Raw genomic sequence first — 19,256 nt, 5'->3', positions numbered from 1 at the left:
GATGAAAAAATGGTTGGCCTTGGCCGCAGCCCTCGTTATCACTGGATGTTCAGAAAAGTCCGACACCCCGGCAACCGCCGATACCGCCGTCGCCCCGGCTACTCCGCAAAAAGTGGTTATCTACAACTGGACTGAATACATTCCTGCGGAAGTATTGGAAGCCTTTACCAAAGAGACGGGCATTGAGGTTGAATACGCCACTTACGAAAGTAATGAGGCGATGTACGCCAAAATCAAATTGATGGAAGGCAAGGGTTATGACGTTGCTGTGCCGTCCACTTTCTACGTAGAAAAAATGCGCAAAGAGGGTTTGATCCAGCCGATCAAAAAAGAATTACTGGCGAATTACGGCAACCTCGACGCCAACATGATGAACAAACCCTACGACCCGAATAACGATTTCAGTGTGCCCTACCTGTGGGGCGCCACTTCAATTGCGATCAATGGCAACGATGTGGATGCCAGCCAGATCACCAAGTGGGCGGATTTATGGAAGCCGGAATACGCCGGTAAATTGATGATCATGGATGATGTGCGCGATAACTTCTACGTCGGTCTGCGCGTGGCGGGTTTCCAAAACAACAGCACTAATGAAGAGGAAATCAAAGCTGCTTACGAGAAGTTAAAAGCCCTCTGGCCCAGCATCAAAGTCATCAACTCTGACTCGCCCAAAACCCCGTTGATCCAGGGCAATGTGAGCATTGGTGCTATCTGGAACGGCGAAGCCTACATGGCGCAACAAGAGATGGAAAACCTGCAATACATTTATCCGGAAGAGGGTGCCGTGTTGTGGGTAGACAGCTTTGTGATTCCCAAAGGTGCCGCCAACGTGGAAAATGCACACAAGTTCATCGACTTTATGCTGCGTGCCGAAAGCGCCAAAGCGGCAATTGAAGAACTGGGTTATGCCGCACCCAACACCGCTGGCATCGCGTTATTGGACGAAGCCCTGCGCACCAACAAAACTGTATTCCCTGCTGCTGGAGACATTGCCAAAGGCAGTTTCCATCAGGATCTGGGTGATACCGTTCTGGTTTACGAAAAATACTGGGAGCTGTTGAAAGCGGGCCAATAAGCCGCGCGATTGCATAACCCTGACAACGCCAGCCCTGTGCTGGCGTTTTTTCTGGTGGCCAGGATCAGGGCGCAGCCCCTGAACAAAAAAGTAAAACCCGATCCGCAAACCCCAATGCCCAAACCCAGAGCGGTTTTCATAGTGGTATGATTGCGTTAACTTTTTTATCGCGTGATCTACCATGTCCTACTCTTCATCGCGCCCACTGCGCATCGCCACCCGTAAAAGCCTCCTTGCCCTGTGGCAGGCGGAATATGTCAAAGCCGAATTGGAAAAACACCACCCGGGGTTGGTAGTGGAGCTGGTTCCCCTTACCAGTCGGGGTGACAAAATTCTCGACGTTCCCCTCGCCAAGGTGGGTGGCAAGGGGCTGTTTGTTAAAGAACTGGAAACCGCGCTGCTTGAAGGCGATGCCGATATCGCCGTGCATTCGATGAAAGATGTGCCCATGGAGTTCCCGGCGGGTTTGGGTTTGGCCGTCATTTGCCCGCGCGAAGATGCCCGCGATGCCTTTGTTTCTCATCGTTTTGCGTCGTTGGATGAACTGCCGCAGGGCGCGGTGGTGGGCACCTCCAGTTTGCGCCGCCAGTGCCAATTGTTGGCCGCGCGCCCGGATCTGCAGATCAAATTCCTGCGCGGCAACGTGCAAACGCGCCTGCAAAAGCTCGACGATGGCGAATACGATGCAATTATCCTCGCTGCTGCGGGGCTGATTCGTCTGGAATTGAAAGACCGCATCCGCGCTTATATCGAACCCGAGCTGAGCTTGCCTGCTGGTGGCCAGGGTGCGGTTGGCATTGAATGCCGGATGGATGATCTGGCGGCGATTGAATTGCTCAAACCCTTGCATCACAGCAGCACCGCCGAGCAAGTCAGTGCCGAGCGCGCCATGAATCGCCATTTACAGGGTGGTTGTCAGGTGCCGATTGCCTGTTACGCGCTGCATCGCAATGGCCAGCTCTGGCTGCGCGGTTTGGTGGGGGCGCCCGATGGCAGCCAGATGTTATTTGATGAAATCACCGGCCCGGTGGCCGAGGCGGAGCAAATGGGCATAGCGCTGGCGGATCGCCTGCTCGCTGCAGGTGCCGATAAAATTCTCGCTGCCGTCTATGCTGACGCTGAATAGCACTATGCTGTTAGCATCCAAACCTTGTGTCGTGATTACCCGCCCGCAAGCTCAGGCCGAAACCTGGGCGGCGGACTTGCAAACGCTGGGTTTTGCCTGCCGTCGCTTGCCGCTACTGGAATTGCGCGCCGTGCAGGATGAGGCGCAACAGCGCGCGATTAAAAATAAAATTCTGGATTTTGATTTGTACCAGAAAGTTATTTTTGTCAGCCAAAACGCGGTGGATTACGGCATGGCATGGCTGGAAGATTACTGGCCGCAATTGCCCATCGGTATAGACTATTTTGCGGTGGGTGCGACAACGGCCAAAAAACTTGCGAACCACGGTATTGCCGTAACGGATTTGGCGATAAGTGAAAGCGGCGGCATGACCAGTGAGGATTTGCTGTGCGCGCCGCAGTTGCAAGATGTGCAGGGCGACAAGATATTAATTTTTCGCGGTCTCGGCGGGCGCGGGCATCTCGCCGAAACCTTGCGCGAACGCGGTGCCTGGGTTGACTACTGCGAACTTTATGAGCGGTTGATCCCAAGCGAAGCACAGGGGCAACTGCAGCAGTTATTGGCAGAGGTCATTGGCAATGAGCCAGCGGGCACCGGCGTGAAGGAGCGATTTATTCTGGCCCTACACAGCGGTGAAAGTTTGCAAAATTTATTAAGGCTGACGGCTAACCTGGGTGAAAATCTGCATAGTCCGGCACAAAAAACAGCACAAGCCAATGCGCTCGCGCAGCTGCAAACTCTGCCTTTATTAGTGCCGAGTGCCCGCGTGGCCGAAACGGCGAGAACAGCGGGATTTAAACACCTGATTACCGCAGAAAATGCGACTGATCATGCAATGACGGCAGCGCTGCTCAATTACACTGGCAATCAGTGAACGCGTCGCCCTTGAATTCACAGCAATTGATTCACTCATAAGTGCAATTTATTACAGGATTAATCCAGTGACTGATATTGAAACCTCCAGCTCAGCAGCGCCTGCTAACGCCGCGCCAATTAGCCCGGCTCCTGCTCCCGTACCGGTAAAAAAACACACAGTAAATTTTGCCTTCCTGTGGTTGTTTGTGTTGCTGATTATTGCGGCATTATCGTTTGGTGCCTGGCAATTATTACAACAGGGGAAAAGCCAGCAGCAATTGGTGGATAGTTTGCGCATCCAGCTGGAAGAACAGGTGGCGTTGTTTGAGCGTCGCCAGCAAGCACTGGAAGATTCACTCAATAAAGAATTTATTGAGCAGCAAGCGGCAATTCAACTAAACCTCAATGAATTGGCGGAGCAAGTTGATAGCAACAATGCCCGCGTATTGGCTTTGTCCAGCGCAAATCGCGACGAATGGAAATTGCAGGAAGCGCAGTATTTGTTGCGCTTGGCGGATCAGCGGATTTTGTTGGAACAAGACAGTCAAAATGCATTGGCATTGGCAATCTCAGCAGATGATGTATTGCGCGATATTGATCAGGCTGATTTGGTCGGTGTGCGCAAACTGCTGGCTGAGGAAATTGCGGTACTAAAAGTTGCAGGGATTATTGATCGCGAAGGTATTTATTTGCGCTTGTCCGCTGTTGCAAATCAAATCGACGCTATTCCCTTTATTGAGCCGCTGGGAAATCAGGGCGATGTATTTGAAACGGAAGACGTGCCCGAGAATGAAACCGTTAAACAGCGTATTACGCGCGGCTTTTACGATCTGCTCCACAAACTTGGCTCCTATGTACGGGTGCGCGACCACGGCAAAACAATTAATGCGGTATTACCACCGGCAGAACAAAAATATTTGCAACAAAATTTACGTTTAATGCTGGAGCAGGCGCAGGTCGCTCTGTTGCGCAACGAGGCAGGCATTTATCAGGAAAGTTTGGTTAAAGCCCAAAACTGGATTAACCAATATTTCAGCCTCAATGAAAAAGCCGCAGCGGTGTTGCAAGAGCTTAAAGCATTGGAGTCTGAAATCATTGCGCCAGAACTCACCAACTTCAGTAACTCTTCCGCCGCGCTTACAGAATATATTGCCAAGCGTGAAAAAATGGCTGCAGCACGTCGCGGGGTGCGCTAATGAGATTACGTCTGCTAAAAGCGATTGTTTTTTTATTGCTCGCCGCCGGATTATTATTTTTACTCTGGCGTGGCGATGGTTATCTGCTGATTGCCTACGGCACAAAAACGATTGAAATGACACTATGGGTTGCCGCACTGGCGGTGGTCGCGCTTTATCTGGTGCTGTGGTTTGCGCGCAAGTTATTACTGGGCAGTGCAGAAATGGTGCGTCGTTTCCGTGAGATATTTTTATTCGGCAGTGTAGAGCGCGCGCAAAAGCGCGCCGCCAACGGCATGGTGGATTATCTTACCGGTGACTGGCTGGAGGCGCGCAAAAAATTACTGCGCACGCTGGATAAAGTGGAGTACCCACTGGCGAATTATATTGCGGCGGCACGCAGTAGTTTTGAAATGGGCGATGAAGCGGAAGCCGATAACATTCTCGACAAAGCCTTGAGTATTAGTCATAGCGAATTGCCGGTAGCGCTCACCCGTGCGCGCTTGCATGTACAGGCAGAGCGCTATGAAGAAGCGATTAATATTCTCAAACCTATCGATATAAAAATGCCGCGCCAGGCAGCGGTGCTGGATTTAATGCACCACATTTATATTGCACAAAAAAATTGGCGCGCTTTGGAAGATATGTTCCCGGCGATGCGTAAAGCCAAGGTTTTGTCGAACGTGGAATTTGAGGCGCTGGAGCAATTGCTGGCTTGTGAAAAAATGAGAGCCCTGAGCGAGCAAGTTAAATCGCTTCTGGTGGCCGAACGTTTACCAGCGTTGCAAAGCCTGTGGAAATCCTACTCGCGCAGCCTGCAAAAAAATCCGGCGGTGATTGCTGTGTATGCCGAGGCATTGGCGACTCACTATCAGGATCAGGATGCAGAAGTACTGGTGCGTAAAGCGCTTAACAATGATTGGTATGAGCCCTTGATAAACCTCTATGGTCGATTGCAGGTGAAGGAAATTCACGGTCAAATTCGCACCTTGGAAGCTTGGCTCAAACAAAAACCCCAGGATGCAACACTCTTGCTCAGCATGGGGCGCGTGATGTTGCGCAACCAGCAGTGGGAATTGGCGCGCGATTATTTCCAGCGCAGTATGAATTTACAGGCGAGTGTAGAGACCACCATGGAAATGGCGCGCCTGATGGAAAAAATGGGCGACCATAAAAAAAGTTCGGATTTATACCAGCAGGGTTTGTTGCTCGCCGAACAGAAAAAATAATTGCTGCCAGCAAGCGGCGTGCATTGCACATAGTTGCCAACCGCTGGCACTAAAGGAGTTGGGCTTTGCATCGCACGCGCTGGTTTTTATTTTGGGTGATTGGCTGTGTCGTTGTTTTAGCGCTGACACTGCAATACTTTCCCCTGCCTAAATCCCTCGCGCATACCCCCTACGCGACTATGTTGGTTGCGCGCGACGGCAGTTTGTTGGGCGCCAGCATCGCGGCGGATCAGCAATGGCGTTTTGCCCCTGTCACCACCCTGCCACAAAAATACAAAAAAGCGCTGTTGTTATTTGAAGACCATTATTTTTATCAGCATCCGGGTATAAATCCAGTTGCGTTGGTGCGTGCGCTGCGCGGCAATTATGCGGCGGGAAAAGTAACCAGTGGCGGCAGCACAATCAGCATGCAATTAGCGCGGCTATTGCGGCAGGCGGATTATCAACAGCGCAACTTGCCAACGCCCGCGCGCAACTTGTCCAGTAAAATAATTGAGGCAACGCGCGCCCTGCAATTGGAGTGGCGCTTCAGTAAAGATGAATTATTAATTCACTACACCAGCCACGCGCCCTTTGGCGGGAATATTGTCGGTTTACGGGCAGCGGCCTGGCGCTACTTTGGGCGTGCGCCGGAAAATCTTTCCTGGGCGGAATCGGCATTGCTTGCGGTATTGCCCAATAGTCCGGCATTAATCCATCCCGGTCGTCAGCGCGATAAATTACTGCACAAACGCAATCGTTTGTTAACCCGTTTGCAACAGCAGGGCTATTTGTCGGCGTTGGATTTACAGCTCGCATTATTGGAACCGCTGCCGGAGCGGCCTGCACCCTTGCCACAAAGCGCCGCCCATTTGTTGGCGACATTAAAAAAACAACATGCTCATCACGCGCTATTTGAATCCACTATTGATGCTGGTTTACAGCAAGTATTGAATCAAATTGCCGCGCGTCACAGTGCGCGTTTAGCCAATGAAGGTGCGCACAATCTCGCGTTGTTATTGCTGGATCACAGCACCATGGAGACTTTGGCCTATGTTGGCAACCAGCCTTGGAATAACACGGCTCCTTTTGCTGCTGATCTGGATTTAATCCAGCGCCCGCGTTCCACCGGCAGCATTTTAAAACCACTGCTTTATGGTTTGATGTTGCAATCCGGCGAGCTGGCGCCCACCAGTTTAATTCCTGATATTCCCAGCCAGTTTGGTGGTTACAGTCCGCGCAACTACGACCGCCAATTTCGCGGGGCGGTACCGGCGCAATTTGCGCTCGCCCATTCGCTGAATATTCCTGCGGTTTATATGTTGCGCGATTACGGTATCGGGCGTTTGCAAAAACAATTGCAAACCATGGGCATGAGCACCTTGTTTCGCCCCGCTGAGGATTACGGGCTCACGTTAATTTTGGGTGGTGCCGAGGGAACCCTGTGGGAACTCACTGGCATTTATGCGCGCCTCGCCGCCAGCGCACGCGATGGCGATTTAGCGCAAACACCGGTGAAATTATTAACCGCGGATGCAACTAATTTACCCGCTAGGCATTTTGCTAAACCGGTTATAAAACCTGTGCTTAAGCCGGTGATACAACAAGGCGCCGCCTGGCTCACCTTGCAGGCATTGATCGATGTGGCGCGCCCCGGTTACGACAATTACTGGCGCGATTTTTCCGGCAGCCAAACTATCGCCTGGAAAACCGGCACCAGTTATGGCCTGCGCGATGCCTGGGCGATTGGCAGCAATGGCCGCTACACCTTGGGTGTGTGGGTGGGCAATGCCAGCGGTGAACCGGCGACATTTTTAAGCGGGCAGAGTAGCGCCGCACCAGTATTGTTTGATGTATTTGATGCGCTGCCCAAAATAAATTGGTTTGCCAAACCGCTGCACAGTTTGAAAACCATTTCAGTCTGCGATGACGACGGTTATCTCGCGGGCGGGCAATGCACAGCGGTGGATATTGAAGTGCCGCGCAACAGCCATTTTGCCAAAGTCACCGCCAATCATCGGCGTATTCACCTGGATACAAACGCGCAATTTCGCGTGCATAGCCAATGTGAGGCGGTAAGTAATATGCAATCCAAAAACTGGTTTGTATTGCCGCCAGCGCAGGAATTTTATTGGCGTCAGCATCACAGCAATTACCAACCGCTGCCACCCTGGCGCAGCGATTGTTTGGCGAATCTCAATCAATTGGATGATGACCAACCCATCGAATTAATCTATCCGCAATTGCAAAGCCGCATTTATATCCCGATGGATTTGGACGGCAAGCGCAGCCGCGCGGTATTAAAAGCGGTACACCGCAATCCCGAAGCGATTTTGTACTGGCACTTGAACGATGAATTTATCGGCGAGACAAAAATTTTTCACGAGCGTGAAATCGCATTGGAGCCGGGCTTACACCAATTGGTACTGGTGGATCAGCAGGGCTATCGCCTGCAGCGCCGCTTTCGGGTGATTGGCAAGAGCGACGCGGAGTGAACCAACTACAGTAGATCCAGTTTGTCACCCGCCACGTATAGCTACCAATAATCCCGAAATCTGGTTAGGTAAAAGGTGACGAGTTTGAGCAACTATTTAATTGTGGGTGGTACCCGCGGCATTGGCCGCGCCTTGGCGATGCAGTTGTTGGCACAGGGGCACAATGTCACTGTGTGGGCGCGCCACGCCGTGGACGTTGCCGGAGCCAGCGTGATAGTGAATAACCCCGCCGAGCAGGCACCGGATACCAGCGGTTTACCCGAGGTGTTGGATGGTGTGGTCTATTGCCCGGGCACCATTAATTTAAAACCCTTTGCGCGTATTGCGGCAGAGGATTTCCTGCAGGATTTTCAAATTAATCTGCTTGGCGCCGTGCGGACATTACAAGCGGTGGCGCCGCTGTTGAAAAAATCCCCGCACGCGAGTGCGGTGTTATTTAGTACCGTTGCGGCCGCACTGGGCATGCCGTTTCATGCGAGTATTGCGGCGAGTAAAGCCGCCGTGGAGGGGCTGGTAAAAAGTTTGGCGGCGGAGTGGGCACCCGCCATTCGGGTAAATGCAATCGCGCCCTCACTCACCAAAACCTCACTCGCCGAAAAATTAATTAACTCACCGGAAAAACTCGAGGCTGCTGCCAAGCGTCATCCGCTGCAACAAGTTGGCGAGGCTGAAGACATAGCGGCTATGGCAGCATTTTTATTATCGCCGCACGCGCGCTGGATGACCGGGCAAATCATTGCGATGGATGGCGGTATGTCGGCGATTAAATCCTGAGTTTTTTCAAAAGGAATCTGGTGGTATGCATATCAATCTCGATGACATGGCGCAGCTGGAACAGCGCTATCGCGCGCATTTTATTAATTCCCTCGGCGGTTTTAAAAGTTTGGTGATGCTCGGCACCCAGAGCCTGCAGGGCCAAACTAACCTCGCGCTGTTCAGTTCATTTTTTCACTTGGGTGCAAGCCCGGCGCTGTGCGGCTTGATTGTGCGCCCCGACAATGGCAATCGCCACACACTCAACAATATTATGAATACGGAACTGTACACCCTTAACCATGTGCATGAGGCGATTTACCAGCAGGCACACCAGACTTCGGCCAGTTACCCGGCCGCGCAATCGGAATTTGCGGCGACGGGTTTGAGTGAAGAATGGCTGGGCGGATTTTTTGCGCCCTTTGTGAAAGAGAGTCGTGTAAAAATGGCGGTGCAATTAGCACAGCGCATCGACCTGCAAGTCAATGGGACAATTTTATTGATAGGTAAAATTGTCGATGTCTATTTACCCGATGAGATTGTGGGCAGCGATGGTTTTGTCGATTTGGAAGCGGCGGGCACTGTGACTCTGTCGGGGTTGGACTCTTATCATCACACCCAGAAAATTGCGCGCTTGTCCTATGCCAAACCGGATAGGCCGTTAACAATTATTGGTTAAATTCTGTTGATGGCTGCAGGCGTTTGAGCAATCAGCCGTTTTCCGCTTTAATGGGTGGACATTCCCAGTGGATTCCACCATGCCCCGTTTAAATACCCAAATTCTCATCGCCGCACTGCTGGGCATACTGCTTGGCGCGAGTATCGGCCTGCTGGGTGATGACTCGCTCACCAAAGAGTATCTGTTTTACGGCAGCGGTATTGTGGGGAATGTATTTGTCGATTTATTAAAAATGGTGATGATTCCGCTGATCTTCACTTCTATCGTCGTGGGTGTTGCTAATTTGCAAGCGCATCATCAGGCGCGACGTGTGTGGCAATACACGCTACTATTTTTTGTTTCCACCATGGCACTGGCAATGGTGGTTGCGCTGGTGGCGAGTAATATATTTAAGCCCGGCGCTGGTTTGCACTTGGCGATGTTTGCTGATGCCATGCACAACTTTCAGGCCAAACAATTAACTCCCGCCGATTTTTTTGCCCAATTCCTGCGCAGTTTATTTCAAAACCCATTTGCCGCCCTGGCGCAGGGCAATATTTTGCCCGTGGTGGTGTTTGCATTATTTTTGGGTGTGGCCTTGGTGATGGGCGGTGCGCGCTACCAGCATATCCTGAATATGATGCAGGAATTTCTGGATTTGATTATGCGTATGGTGGGCTGGATTATGCGGTTGGCCCCACTGGGAATTTTTGCGCTGTTATTTAAATTAGTGGCCACCCAAAATACTGAATTACTCACTACGGTAGGCGGCTTTATTGTGTTGGTATTTGCCACCACCTTATTTCATGCGATGGTGGTACTGCCATTCATTTTGTATCTGTTTACCAAAAAATCGCCGCTCTGGTTTTGGCGTGGTGCACGCGAGGCATTAATTACCGCCTTTGCCACCAGTTCCAGTTCTGCCACTGTGCCGATTACGCTGCGCTGTGTAGAAACTAATTTACAGGTGCGCAAAAATATTGCCGGTTTTGTAGTGCCTCTGGGTGCCACCATTAATATGGATGGCACTGCGCTGTATGAAGCTGCCGCCGCCTTATTTGTCGCAAACCTGGTGGGAATTGAATTAAGCCTCGCGCAGCAGTTAATTGTATTTTGCACCGCGATGATCGCCTCTATGGGCGCACCCGGTGTGCCCAGTGCGGGCATGGTCACTATGGTAATGGTGCTGCAGTCGGTAGGCTTGCCGGCAGAAGCTATCGCCATTTTATTGCCGATCGATCGCCTGCTCGACACCATCCGCACTGCGGTAAACGTGCAGGGCGATATGGTGGGCAGTGTGGTGGTAGATAGATTGGTCGGCAATGGTTTGCAAGAGCCTGATTCGCAAGCGAATGGTGTGCAAGGAAATAACCCGGACGCTACATCGTAACTACGCCGTTGGGTAGTGCCATTGTTTAGGCTCTTACCACTTATTAACAATCGCCTTTGTTGATAACCACTATAATGCTGGTTCCTTATCCGCACTGGAGCCAGCTGTGCACACGCCTCCCGAATTAATTTCCCTCACCGACAAGCGTGCGTTTTGGCGCGGTGTAATTTTATTGTCGCTACCAGTGGCGGCGCAGATGTTATTGCAATCGCTGCTGGGAATGGCCGACGTAATTATGGTGGGCGATTTAGGTTCCAGCGCCATTGCCGCGGTGGGGCTTGCGGCAAAAATCCATTTTTTATTGTTAGTGCTAATGAGTGGCCTTGCCACTGGCTGCAGTATTCTGGTCGCGCAATACATTGGTGCTAAAGATTTTGTGAGTTGTCAGCGCAGCCTTGCCGTGACCTTGATTGTGGGCACCCTGGTGATGTTGCCTTTTGTTTTAGTATTTGGTTTTGGCTCGCGCACCTGGGTTAGCTGGATCAACCCCGACCCGCAAGTGGTAGAGCTGGCCGCGCAATACCTCATCATCACCGCGCCCGCGTTATTATTTACCCAGTGGATTGTGATTTACGAAGCCTCGCTGCGCGCGCTGGGTAATACCACTATGCCATTAATTGCTGGCGTATTTGCCGCCGCATTAAATATTGCCGGTAACTACGCGCTGATTGGTGGCAATTGGGGGTTTCCTGCGCTCGGTGTTGCCGGTGCGGCGTGGGCAACACTGGGTGCACGTGCATTGCAATTATTAATTGTAGTGGGCTGGGTTTACGCAAAAAAACATGGCTTTGCATTGAATCTTACGCAATTAAAAATGGGTTTGGATAAAACCCAAATTAATCGCTATCTCGCCTTCTCATTGCCACTGGTTGCCAACTACGCCATCTGGGCGGTGGGCAATTCCACCTATCATTTGGTAACGGGTTTTGCAGGCACCGAAGCGCTGGCGGTGATGGGCGTTATAGTGCCCATTGAAAGCGCCTTTTTTGCATTATTTGTCGGCCTCGCCAATGCCTCGGCAGTATTAATCGGGCGCGAACTGGGTGCGGGTAACAATGACACCGCGTGGCAGCTGCATCAGTTTTTTGATCGCATCACCTTCATCTTATTAATTATTTTTTGCAGCGCACTCTGGTTCGCCCGCCCGCTGATGCTGCACATATTCGATCAGCTGGATGCTAAATCCACCGAATTATTATTTAATACCCTCGGTGTATTCTGTTTGCTGGTGTGGGTAAAAGTCATCAACATGATGCGTATTATCGGCGTACTACGCGCCGGTGGCGATAACCGCTTCACGCTTATTACAGACACTATAGTGATGTGGGTTTTTGGCTTGCCGATTTATATCGCCGCCGTCTTTCTCACTAAAATATCGTTTATCTATTTATACGCACTCATGTTCCTTGAAGACGGCTTAAAATTTATTCCCGTCATCAAACGCATTGCGAGCCGTAAGTGGATGAATAATCTAACCAAGCACTAATTGCCCTCACTGAACGGGGAATAGATCCATGTATATCTTTAACTTTACCGATGCATGGATTCTGGCGGCAATCTATTTGGCAGGCGCGAAGGGTGAAAATTCTTACGCGCAGATTATCGCCAGCTTGCCAAATCTCGGCCGCTCATTACCCGTTCATGCCGAATGCAAAGTCGCTTACGATAAGTTTTTATATATAGGTTTGATTGTCGCCGATGGCGATAAAACCTCGCTGTCTGCAGTCGCAGAAAGCTTGGTAAAAGACGCCTATATTGAAAGCGCGGCGCTATGGGTTGCCACCATCGAAAAGCAGCTTGCACCTTATAAGTTAAAAAGCATGTGCAATCGCTTTGAGTGGACTGAGGAGCAGTATCGTTGTGGAATTGAGTTTTTTATTACTAAAAAGGAAATGTAATTATGTTAATAAAAGTTGATGACCTGACCAGCCCTGCAATTGCAGATTTATTGACTGAGCACTTACAGGATATGTATGCCGCGTCGCCGCCAGAATGTGTATATGCGTTGGATTTGGAAAAATTGCGTAAGCCAGAAATTACCTTTTGGAGCTTATGGGATGGTGAGCAGTTAATGGGGTGTGGTGCCCTGAAAGAGTTGGATGCACAGCATGCAGAGATTAAATCCATGCGCTCGGCGAACCGGTTTCGCGGGCAGGGTGTGGGTAAGGCGATGTTGGAGCATATTTTAACGGTGGCGCGCGAACGCAATTACACCCGCTTGAGTTTGGAGACCGGATCACCGGATTTTTTCATCCCTGCACGTAAACTTTACGAGCGCTACGGCTTTGAATACTGCGGCCCGTTTGGTGATTACCCGGAAGACCCTTACAGTATGTTTATGACCAAGGTGATGGTTTAATCTATTTGTGAGATAGGGACTATTTATGTCGGCTACGCTTTTAATTTTGGTGCCATTTTTTATTATTTTCGTAGCCGTCATTATCGGTTATGCGATTTTCTCGTCGCTACGAAAATACAAGGCACTTGCTACGTTTGAATGTTATAAAAATCAGCACCCGCAGTTAGTGCATGCCCATGGGGTTGAGTGTTTTCGTTGCGGTGGACGGCAAATTTATATTAGGCAGGCCGGTAATATTGGTTCCAAAGTATTAAATCTGCATGTATGTAAAACCTGCGGTAAAAATCTTTACCGCTCCGAGTCTTGACGCTAATTTAAGCAGAGTGGTTTTTGTCCCACAGCTCACAAAAAATAGGGACTTCATCGGCGGCCATGGGGCGTGCCCAATAATAGCCTTGTGCTTGGGTGCAGCCCAGGCTGCGCAGCAGGGCGAGGGTGGGGGCGTCTTCTACGCCTTCGGCGATGGTTTTTAGGCCGAGGCTGTTGGCCATTTGGATGATGGCGCGCACTATGGCGGCGTCGTTACTTTGGTCATCCATTTTGCGCACGAAGGACTGATCAATTTTCAGTGCTTCTACTTCAAATTTTTTCAAATACCCCAAGTTGGAATAGCCGGTGCCAAAATCGTCGATGGATAGGTGAACACCTTCGCTGCGCAGGTGTGCCAGTGTGCTCGCCAAACGGTCGCTGTCTTCAATTAATAGTGATTCGGTTAATTCCAATTCCAGATATTGCGGTGGCAGGCCGCTGGTGGCGAGTGCGCCTAATACCAGGTTGTCGATATTGCCGCGTTTGAATTGAATGGAGGAAATATTAATAGCGATGGTAAATTGCAGCAGGCCACTGTCGTACCAGTGTTTGGCTTGGCGACAGGCTTCTTGAATAACCCATTCGCCCAATTGAATAATTAAACCTGAGGATTCCGCGAGCGGGATAAAAATAGTGGGTGAAATAAAACCCTGTTCGGGGTGTTGCCAGCGCAGCAGTGCTTCAAAGCCGCAAATGCGATTGGTGCGTAAATCAATTTTGGGTTGGTAGTGCAAACTGAAATTTTTTTCTTGCAGCGCTTTGCGCATGCCGGAAATTAAACTGATATGGTCGAGCATGTTGCGATTAATCGCCGGGTTAAAAAAGCGGAAACTGTTGCGCCCGGAATCCTTGGAGTGATACATGGCGATGTCGGCTTTTTTAATCAGTGTATCCAGGTCTTCACCGTCTTGTGGGGCGAGGGCGATACCGATGGAGCAGGTGCAGAAAATTTCAATATTGCGGTAGAGGTAATTTTCTGACACCAATTGCAGTATGTCCAAACTCGCTTGTGATGCTTGGTCGGCGGATTCAATGTTGGGCAAAAATACAATAAATTCATCGCCGCCATAGCGACATACCGAATCGACTTTTTTGGTGTAGCTGAGCAGGCGCAGCGCCACTTCTTTTAAAATCTGATCGCCCGCTTGATGCCCGAGTGAATCGTTGATGGGTTTTAAATTATCCAGATCGATAAAAATAATGCCGAGCAATTGCCGCTGTTGTTTGGCTTGTGTATAAATTTTCTGAAAATTGCGCTGCGCCAAATTGCGGTTGGGCAGGCCGGTGAGTGAATCGTGGCTGATGAGGCGCTCTATATGATTTTGAATATTGATCATGCGCTCGTTTTCGCGCGCTAATTCATTGAGTGCCGCGCGGTAGTCCTGCGCGAGCAGCGCCACTGCAATTGCAATCACACATAAAATAATAATGGTAATACTGCCGGTGGCGAGGTTGGTTGGCGCAATCGCATGTTGGTGCAGTTGGAAGTGGTTGACGTAGCTGATGGCGGCGAGCACGGCCACCATTAGTGCGACTAAAAACACGAGCAGGCGTTTGTTGCCGAGCATGGCGGCAAATACCATCACCCCACAGTAACCCAGCAGCGCGGTATCGCGAATGCCGCTGCCCATCCACGCGAGATAAGAGAGCATCAGGGTGAGGGTGATGAGAAAAATCGTCGCACCCAGCAGCGCGCGTTTTTTATAAATCGCCCAGTCCACACTGAATAAAAAAATGCCGGTGGCGATCATGATAAAACTGTCGTCATAACGCGCGGCGGTCATGGTGATAATGCTTACCAGCAGCAGGGCGATTTGGGTGACGCGCAGAATTTGCACCAGGCGTTTGGTTTTGGTTTTGGTAAAACTGTCGCAGGCGACGCCGGTGCGGGCGGGTTGGGCGCCTTTGGCTGCGGGCAGTGGCTGTAATGGGTCGCTTACAGCCTTGGTGTTGGGCGGTTGATGATCCACGATCTGGCCTTGGTCATAATGATAGCGACCTGCCAGCGGCGCTGCGCCAGTGTGGCTGAGACAAGTTCCGCTCTGACTGAGTACAGGTTCCGTTGTGATGAGAGGCAGGTCTGCTACGGGTAAGCGGTTGATGCTGACGCCCTGGCTGCGGAGTTGTTGTGGTTATGTCCGGGAGCAAATGGCATTCGCGTATTAGCTATTTATAGTTGATATTCGCGCCATTTGCCGGAAAAACGAGGGGCTTTATCCTGTTATTTTGTCCCTAAACATAAAAAATACTGCGCCCAAAAGGCATAAGCCAGCCCAGAGGTAATCCAGCTTGAGCGGCTCTTTCAGGTAGAAGAGCGCAAAGGGTACAAACACGCTGAGGGTGATCACTTCCTGCAGGATTTTGAGCTGGCCCACTGACATCACCGTGTAACCAATGCGATTGGCCGGCACCTGCAACAGGTACTCAAACAGTGCAATGCCCCAGCTGATAAAGGCGGCGATAATCCAGGGTTTGTTATTCAGCTCCTTGAGGTGGGCGTACCAGGCGAAGGTCATAAAAATATTGCTGCAAAACAATAGGCCTATGGCGATAAGGGATGCCTGCATGGTTGCTCCAGCGCTGGATGGTTTAGTGTGGTTCGTGGGTGTCAGGGGTTGTGGTGGCTTGCTGTTCTTCCAGATCGCGTTTTTTGCCCACCGCGTAGGAGCTCATAATGCTGAACAGCCAGGCGGCAAGCAGCAGCCATTTGCCCTCGGCCCAATAGGGCGATTCAAACACGGCGCCGTGCAGGCTATTCCACAGATAGGGGATGTCCAGACCAAAATCACCGCGTTTGGCTTTGGCATCCAACTCGTTGGAAAGCTGCAGCGCAACCTGCAACAGGTTGATAAACAGCAGCCCGATAATCAGCGCGGCGGGCACCGCGAATACGCAGCCGCGCAGCCGCTGGCCGAGCATAAACAGGCCAGCGCCAGGAAAGATAAATGCACTGGCGATGGCGGCGCGTTTGGCGTGAGTCATGGTGCTCATAGCGATTTCTTGCTCCCGTGCGGGTTAACGTCTCTGTTGTGGAAACTACTTTTCGGCGACCAGTTGCTCCAGGCGGTAAAACCCCTGACCCGGTTCACTCAGGTTATCCACTAACCAGGGCAGGGTTTCCTCCATTGCGCCCCAGAGTGTCCAGGGCGGGTTGATGACTATCATGCCGCTGGAGGTCATGCCGTGTTCAAGGCTGTCGGGTGCGATACCGAATTCCATCAATTGAATATTTTTGATGCCGGATTTTTTCAGTGCCAGCTCCATTTCGTCAATCCGCGCGCGGTTCACCACCGGGTACCAAATCGCAAAACTGCCCACGGCAAAACGTTTGTGGGCGTTAATCACCTGTTTCACCAGCTGGTGGTAGTCACTTTTGATTTCATAGGAGGGGTCGATTAATACCAGCGCGCGGCGCTCCAGTGGCGGCAGCAGTGCTTGCAGGCTGGCGAAACCGTCTTCATCCAGCACTTTGACGCGCTTGTCGCTGCGCATGGCATCGCGCAGGAATTGGTAGTCGCTGGGGTGCAGTTCGTGCAGGAACAGGCGGTCGATGGGGCGCATCAGGGTCTGCGCAATCAGCGGCGAGCCGGGGTAAATTTGCAGTGGGCCGCGCTCGTTCAGGGTGTGTACCAGTTCCAGTAGGCGGGCGAGGGCGGTGGGTTTTTCACTGCTAGTCCAGAGCGGGCCTATGCCCGTATCAAACTCGCGGTTCTTTTGCGCCTGTGGGCCGCTCAGTTTGTACACACCGGCGCCCGCGTGGGTATCGATAATGCGCAGGGGTTTATCTTTTTGCGTCATATACTCCAGCATGTGTACCAGCACGGTGTGTTTGAGAATATCGGCAAAATTGCCGGCGTGATAACCGTGGCGGTAGCTGAGCATAGGGGGCGATCCAGGGAGACAGGCAAGGGGGCGGAATTATAGCGGCCCAAGGGGATAAATACCCGAACAAGATTGTCACACGATTAACCTTTTAGTGAAGGAACCAAGCAGTTACAGTAACGCCTGCGTCTACATCATGAAGATACCCGGATTGTTCTCTCCCCCAGTCACTCGCTTTATTTTTCCATTTCGCATGCGCTCTGTGGTGGCGGTGTTGTCCGTGGCTGCGCTGTGGCTGACGGGCAGCCCGCAGGTGCAGGCCGCCGAGCCGGAAATCGATATCACTGGCGGCACCAAAGGCCTGCGCGAAAATGTGCGCCTGCACCTGAGCCTGGCCGAGGAGAGCTGCACCACGCCGCTGTGGCGGCTGAATACCATGCTCAATGACAGCGCGGCAGAAATCACCGCTGCCGCCCAGGCGCTCGGCTTTTATGAATTGGAGTACGAGGCCAAGCTGGTGCGCAATAAAGATTGCTGGGGCTTGAATATGCAGCTCACGCCGGGCGACCCGATCCTGGTGACCGAGCTGCGCATTGAAATCCTCGGCGAGGGCAGCCAGGATTCAATTTTCCAATCACTCTACGACAAACCCGGCATCAAACTGGGCAATCGCCTCAATCACGGCCGCTATGAAACCCTCAAGGCGCGCTTCAGTTCGCTCGCGTCACTGCACGGTTATTTTGATGCCGAGTTCAAGCAGTCGCAGGTATCGGTCAATGTCGCGGAAAAAAGTGCGGTCATTGCGCTGGTGTACGACACCGGCAAGCGCTACCGGATTGGCGAGATCAACCTGCAGCACTCGATCCTCGATGAGGATTTTCTGCAGCGCTACTACAACATAAAACCCGGCGATTATTACGATACCGATGAATTGCTGGAGTTAAAAAATGTGTACAACGCCAGCAATTATTTTGCAGTGGCGAGCGTGTCGCCCGACCTGCAGGCGCTGGAGGATCATCAGGTGCCTATCAATATCGACCTGGAGCAGCGCAAGCGTCATGCCTACTCCATGGGTGCCGGTATTGAAGCCGATGAGCCGCGGGTATTGCTCGGTTTTGAGGATCGCTATGTAAACCGGCGCGGCCACCGCTTTAACGCGGATCTGGCGGCGTCCGACATCAAAAAAAGCGCGCAAGCCACCTACACTATTCCCATGCGTCGCCCGGCCTATGAATTTCTGCGCTTTTACACCGGCTATCTGGAAGAGGAGACGGTGACCTCGCTCAGCGAAAAATACACCTACGGCAGCAGCTATTCCTATTATCACGACAACAAATGGCTGCAGACCTATGCGCTGGATTACATTCAGGAGGAATCTACCATTGGGCGTATGTTGCCCCAGCGCAGCGATTTGATTATCCCGTCCTGGTCGGTTTTGCGCACCAAAACCGACGGTTCGCCCTACCCCTTGAGCGGGTGGTCGGCGCTTGGGCGCATTTCCGGCTCCCCCAAAAGTATCGGCTCGGACTTCAGTTTTGCGCAGTTTTATGGCCGCGCCAAATACGTGAAGGGCTTTGCCTATGGGCGGATTTTGCTGCGCACCGAGCTGGGCATCACCGAGACCGATAATGTGGATCAACTGCCGGCCTCGGTGCGCTTTTTTGCCGGTGGCGATTCCAGCGTGCGCGGCTATGAATACAAATCCCTGGGGCCAACGCGCAATATCTATGGTGAGGATTTTGCCGGCCCGCTGGAGGACCCGGCCGCCGCCGAGGAAGTGATTGGCGGCAATAACCTGTTGGTGACCAGTATTGAATACGACTACCGCTTGGAGGATTCCAATTGGGTGGCGGCGCTGTTTTACGATCAGGGTAACGCCGCTGACGATACCAATATTGATTTCAAGCGCAGCGCCGGTGTCGGTGTGCGCTGGATCTCTCCCATCGGCCCGATTCGTATCGATGTGGCCAAAGCGCTGGACGATGAAAAGTCCTGGATGTGGCACATCAGCATGGGGCCGGATTTGTAATC

At 51.7% G+C, this 19,256-nt stretch carries 17 protein-coding genes; 13 read left to right on the top strand and 4 right to left on the bottom strand.

All coding sequences use genetic code 11. From position 1 onward, the window contains the following. Position 1: 1 nt before the first annotated feature. From NNX04_RS13215 to NNX04_RS13160, 12 genes are all read left to right on the top strand, one after another. Complete coding sequence (locus NNX04_RS13215; protein ID WP_007639562.1) at positions 2-1,075, top strand: extracellular solute-binding protein; 1,074 nt, start codon at positions 2-4, stop codon at positions 1,073-1,075. 181 nt (positions 1,076-1,256) lie between these two features. After that, entirely contained in the window at positions 1,257-2,201 is a 945-nt protein-coding gene (gene hemC, locus NNX04_RS13210; RefSeq protein ID WP_007639563.1) for a hydroxymethylbilane synthase, read from the top strand. 4 nt (positions 2,202-2,205) lie between these two features. Continuing rightward, positions 2,206-3,075 (top strand): uroporphyrinogen-III synthase, encoded by an 870-nt coding sequence (locus NNX04_RS13205; protein WP_261946070.1) that lies wholly within the window; start codon positions 2,206-2,208, stop codon positions 3,073-3,075. Positions 3,076-3,142: 67 nt separating this feature from the next. After that, positions 3,143-4,252, top strand: a complete 1,110-nt coding sequence (locus NNX04_RS13200; RefSeq protein ID WP_151054834.1) for a uroporphyrinogen-III C-methyltransferase — start codon at positions 3,143-3,145, stop codon at positions 4,250-4,252. Next, the gene (locus NNX04_RS13195) at positions 4,252-5,460 is read left to right on the top strand and encodes a heme biosynthesis HemY N-terminal domain-containing protein (protein WP_261946069.1); all 1,209 of its coding nucleotides are present in this window, start codon (positions 4,252-4,254) and stop codon (positions 5,458-5,460) included. The genes NNX04_RS13200 and NNX04_RS13195 overlap by 1 nt, the downstream gene beginning before the upstream one ends. A 65-nt stretch (positions 5,461-5,525) precedes the next feature. After that, a complete protein-coding gene (gene pbpC / locus NNX04_RS13190; protein WP_261946068.1) occupies positions 5,526-7,934 on the top strand; it encodes a penicillin-binding protein 1C in 2,409 nt (802 codons plus the stop codon). Positions 7,935-8,018: 84 nt separating this feature from the next. Further along, a complete protein-coding gene (locus tag NNX04_RS13185) occupies positions 8,019-8,708 on the top strand; it encodes an SDR family NAD(P)-dependent oxidoreductase (RefSeq protein WP_261946067.1) in 690 nt (229 codons plus the stop codon). Positions 8,709-8,733: 25 nt separating this feature from the next. After that, positions 8,734-9,366: a flavin reductase family protein gene (locus NNX04_RS13180; RefSeq protein ID WP_261946066.1), complete on the top strand. Its 633-nt coding sequence runs from the start codon at positions 8,734-8,736 to the stop codon at positions 9,364-9,366. Positions 9,367-9,445: 79 nt separating this feature from the next. Then, positions 9,446-10,735, top strand: a complete 1,290-nt coding sequence (locus NNX04_RS13175) for a dicarboxylate/amino acid:cation symporter (protein WP_261946065.1) — start codon at positions 9,446-9,448, stop codon at positions 10,733-10,735. Between the two features lie 106 nt (positions 10,736-10,841). Beyond that, positions 10,842-12,221, top strand: coding sequence for an MATE family efflux transporter (locus NNX04_RS13170; RefSeq protein ID WP_151054821.1), 1,380 nt, complete (start codon positions 10,842-10,844; stop codon positions 12,219-12,221). Between the two features lie 28 nt (positions 12,222-12,249). Next, positions 12,250-12,633: a hypothetical protein gene (locus NNX04_RS13165; protein ID WP_261946064.1), complete on the top strand. Its 384-nt coding sequence runs from the start codon at positions 12,250-12,252 to the stop codon at positions 12,631-12,633. Positions 12,634-12,635: 2 nt separating this feature from the next. Beyond that, complete coding sequence (locus tag NNX04_RS13160) at positions 12,636-13,094, top strand: GNAT family N-acetyltransferase (RefSeq protein ID WP_007639580.1); 459 nt, start codon at positions 12,636-12,638, stop codon at positions 13,092-13,094. A gap of 314 nt (positions 13,095-13,408) precedes the next feature. On the opposite strand, the gene NNX04_RS13155 is transcribed toward NNX04_RS13160, so the two are convergent. The 4 genes from NNX04_RS13155 to NNX04_RS13140 form a co-directional block, all read right to left on the bottom strand. Further along, positions 13,409-15,373, bottom strand: coding sequence for a putative bifunctional diguanylate cyclase/phosphodiesterase (locus tag NNX04_RS13155; RefSeq protein ID WP_261946063.1), 1,965 nt, complete (start codon positions 15,371-15,373; stop codon positions 13,409-13,411). Positions 15,374-15,616: 243 nt separating this feature from the next. Next, complete coding sequence (locus NNX04_RS13150; protein WP_007639586.1) at positions 15,617-15,970, bottom strand: DMT family protein; 354 nt, start codon at positions 15,968-15,970, stop codon at positions 15,617-15,619. Between the two features lie 22 nt (positions 15,971-15,992). Continuing rightward, positions 15,993-16,394 (bottom strand): hypothetical protein, encoded by a 402-nt coding sequence (locus NNX04_RS13145; RefSeq protein ID WP_151054813.1) that lies wholly within the window; start codon positions 16,392-16,394, stop codon positions 15,993-15,995. A 45-nt stretch (positions 16,395-16,439) separates the two neighbouring features. Beyond that, a complete protein-coding gene (locus NNX04_RS13140; protein ID WP_261946062.1) occupies positions 16,440-17,285 on the bottom strand; it encodes a 23S rRNA (adenine(2030)-N(6))-methyltransferase RlmJ in 846 nt (281 codons plus the stop codon). Between the two features lie 136 nt (positions 17,286-17,421). Here NNX04_RS13140 and NNX04_RS13135 point away from each other — a divergent pair, with 136 nt between their 5' ends. Continuing rightward, entirely contained in the window at positions 17,422-19,254 is a 1,833-nt protein-coding gene (locus tag NNX04_RS13135) for an autotransporter assembly complex protein TamA (RefSeq protein WP_232283029.1), read from the top strand. The last annotated feature ends 2 nt before the right edge of the window (positions 19,255-19,256 follow it).

The organism is Cellvibrio sp. QJXJ (assembly GCF_024452345.1).
GTDB lineage: Bacteria > Pseudomonadota > Gammaproteobacteria > Pseudomonadales > Cellvibrionaceae > Cellvibrio.
The sequence above is the reverse complement of the archived record's forward strand: the minus strand, read 5'-3'. Positions and strand labels throughout refer to the sequence as shown.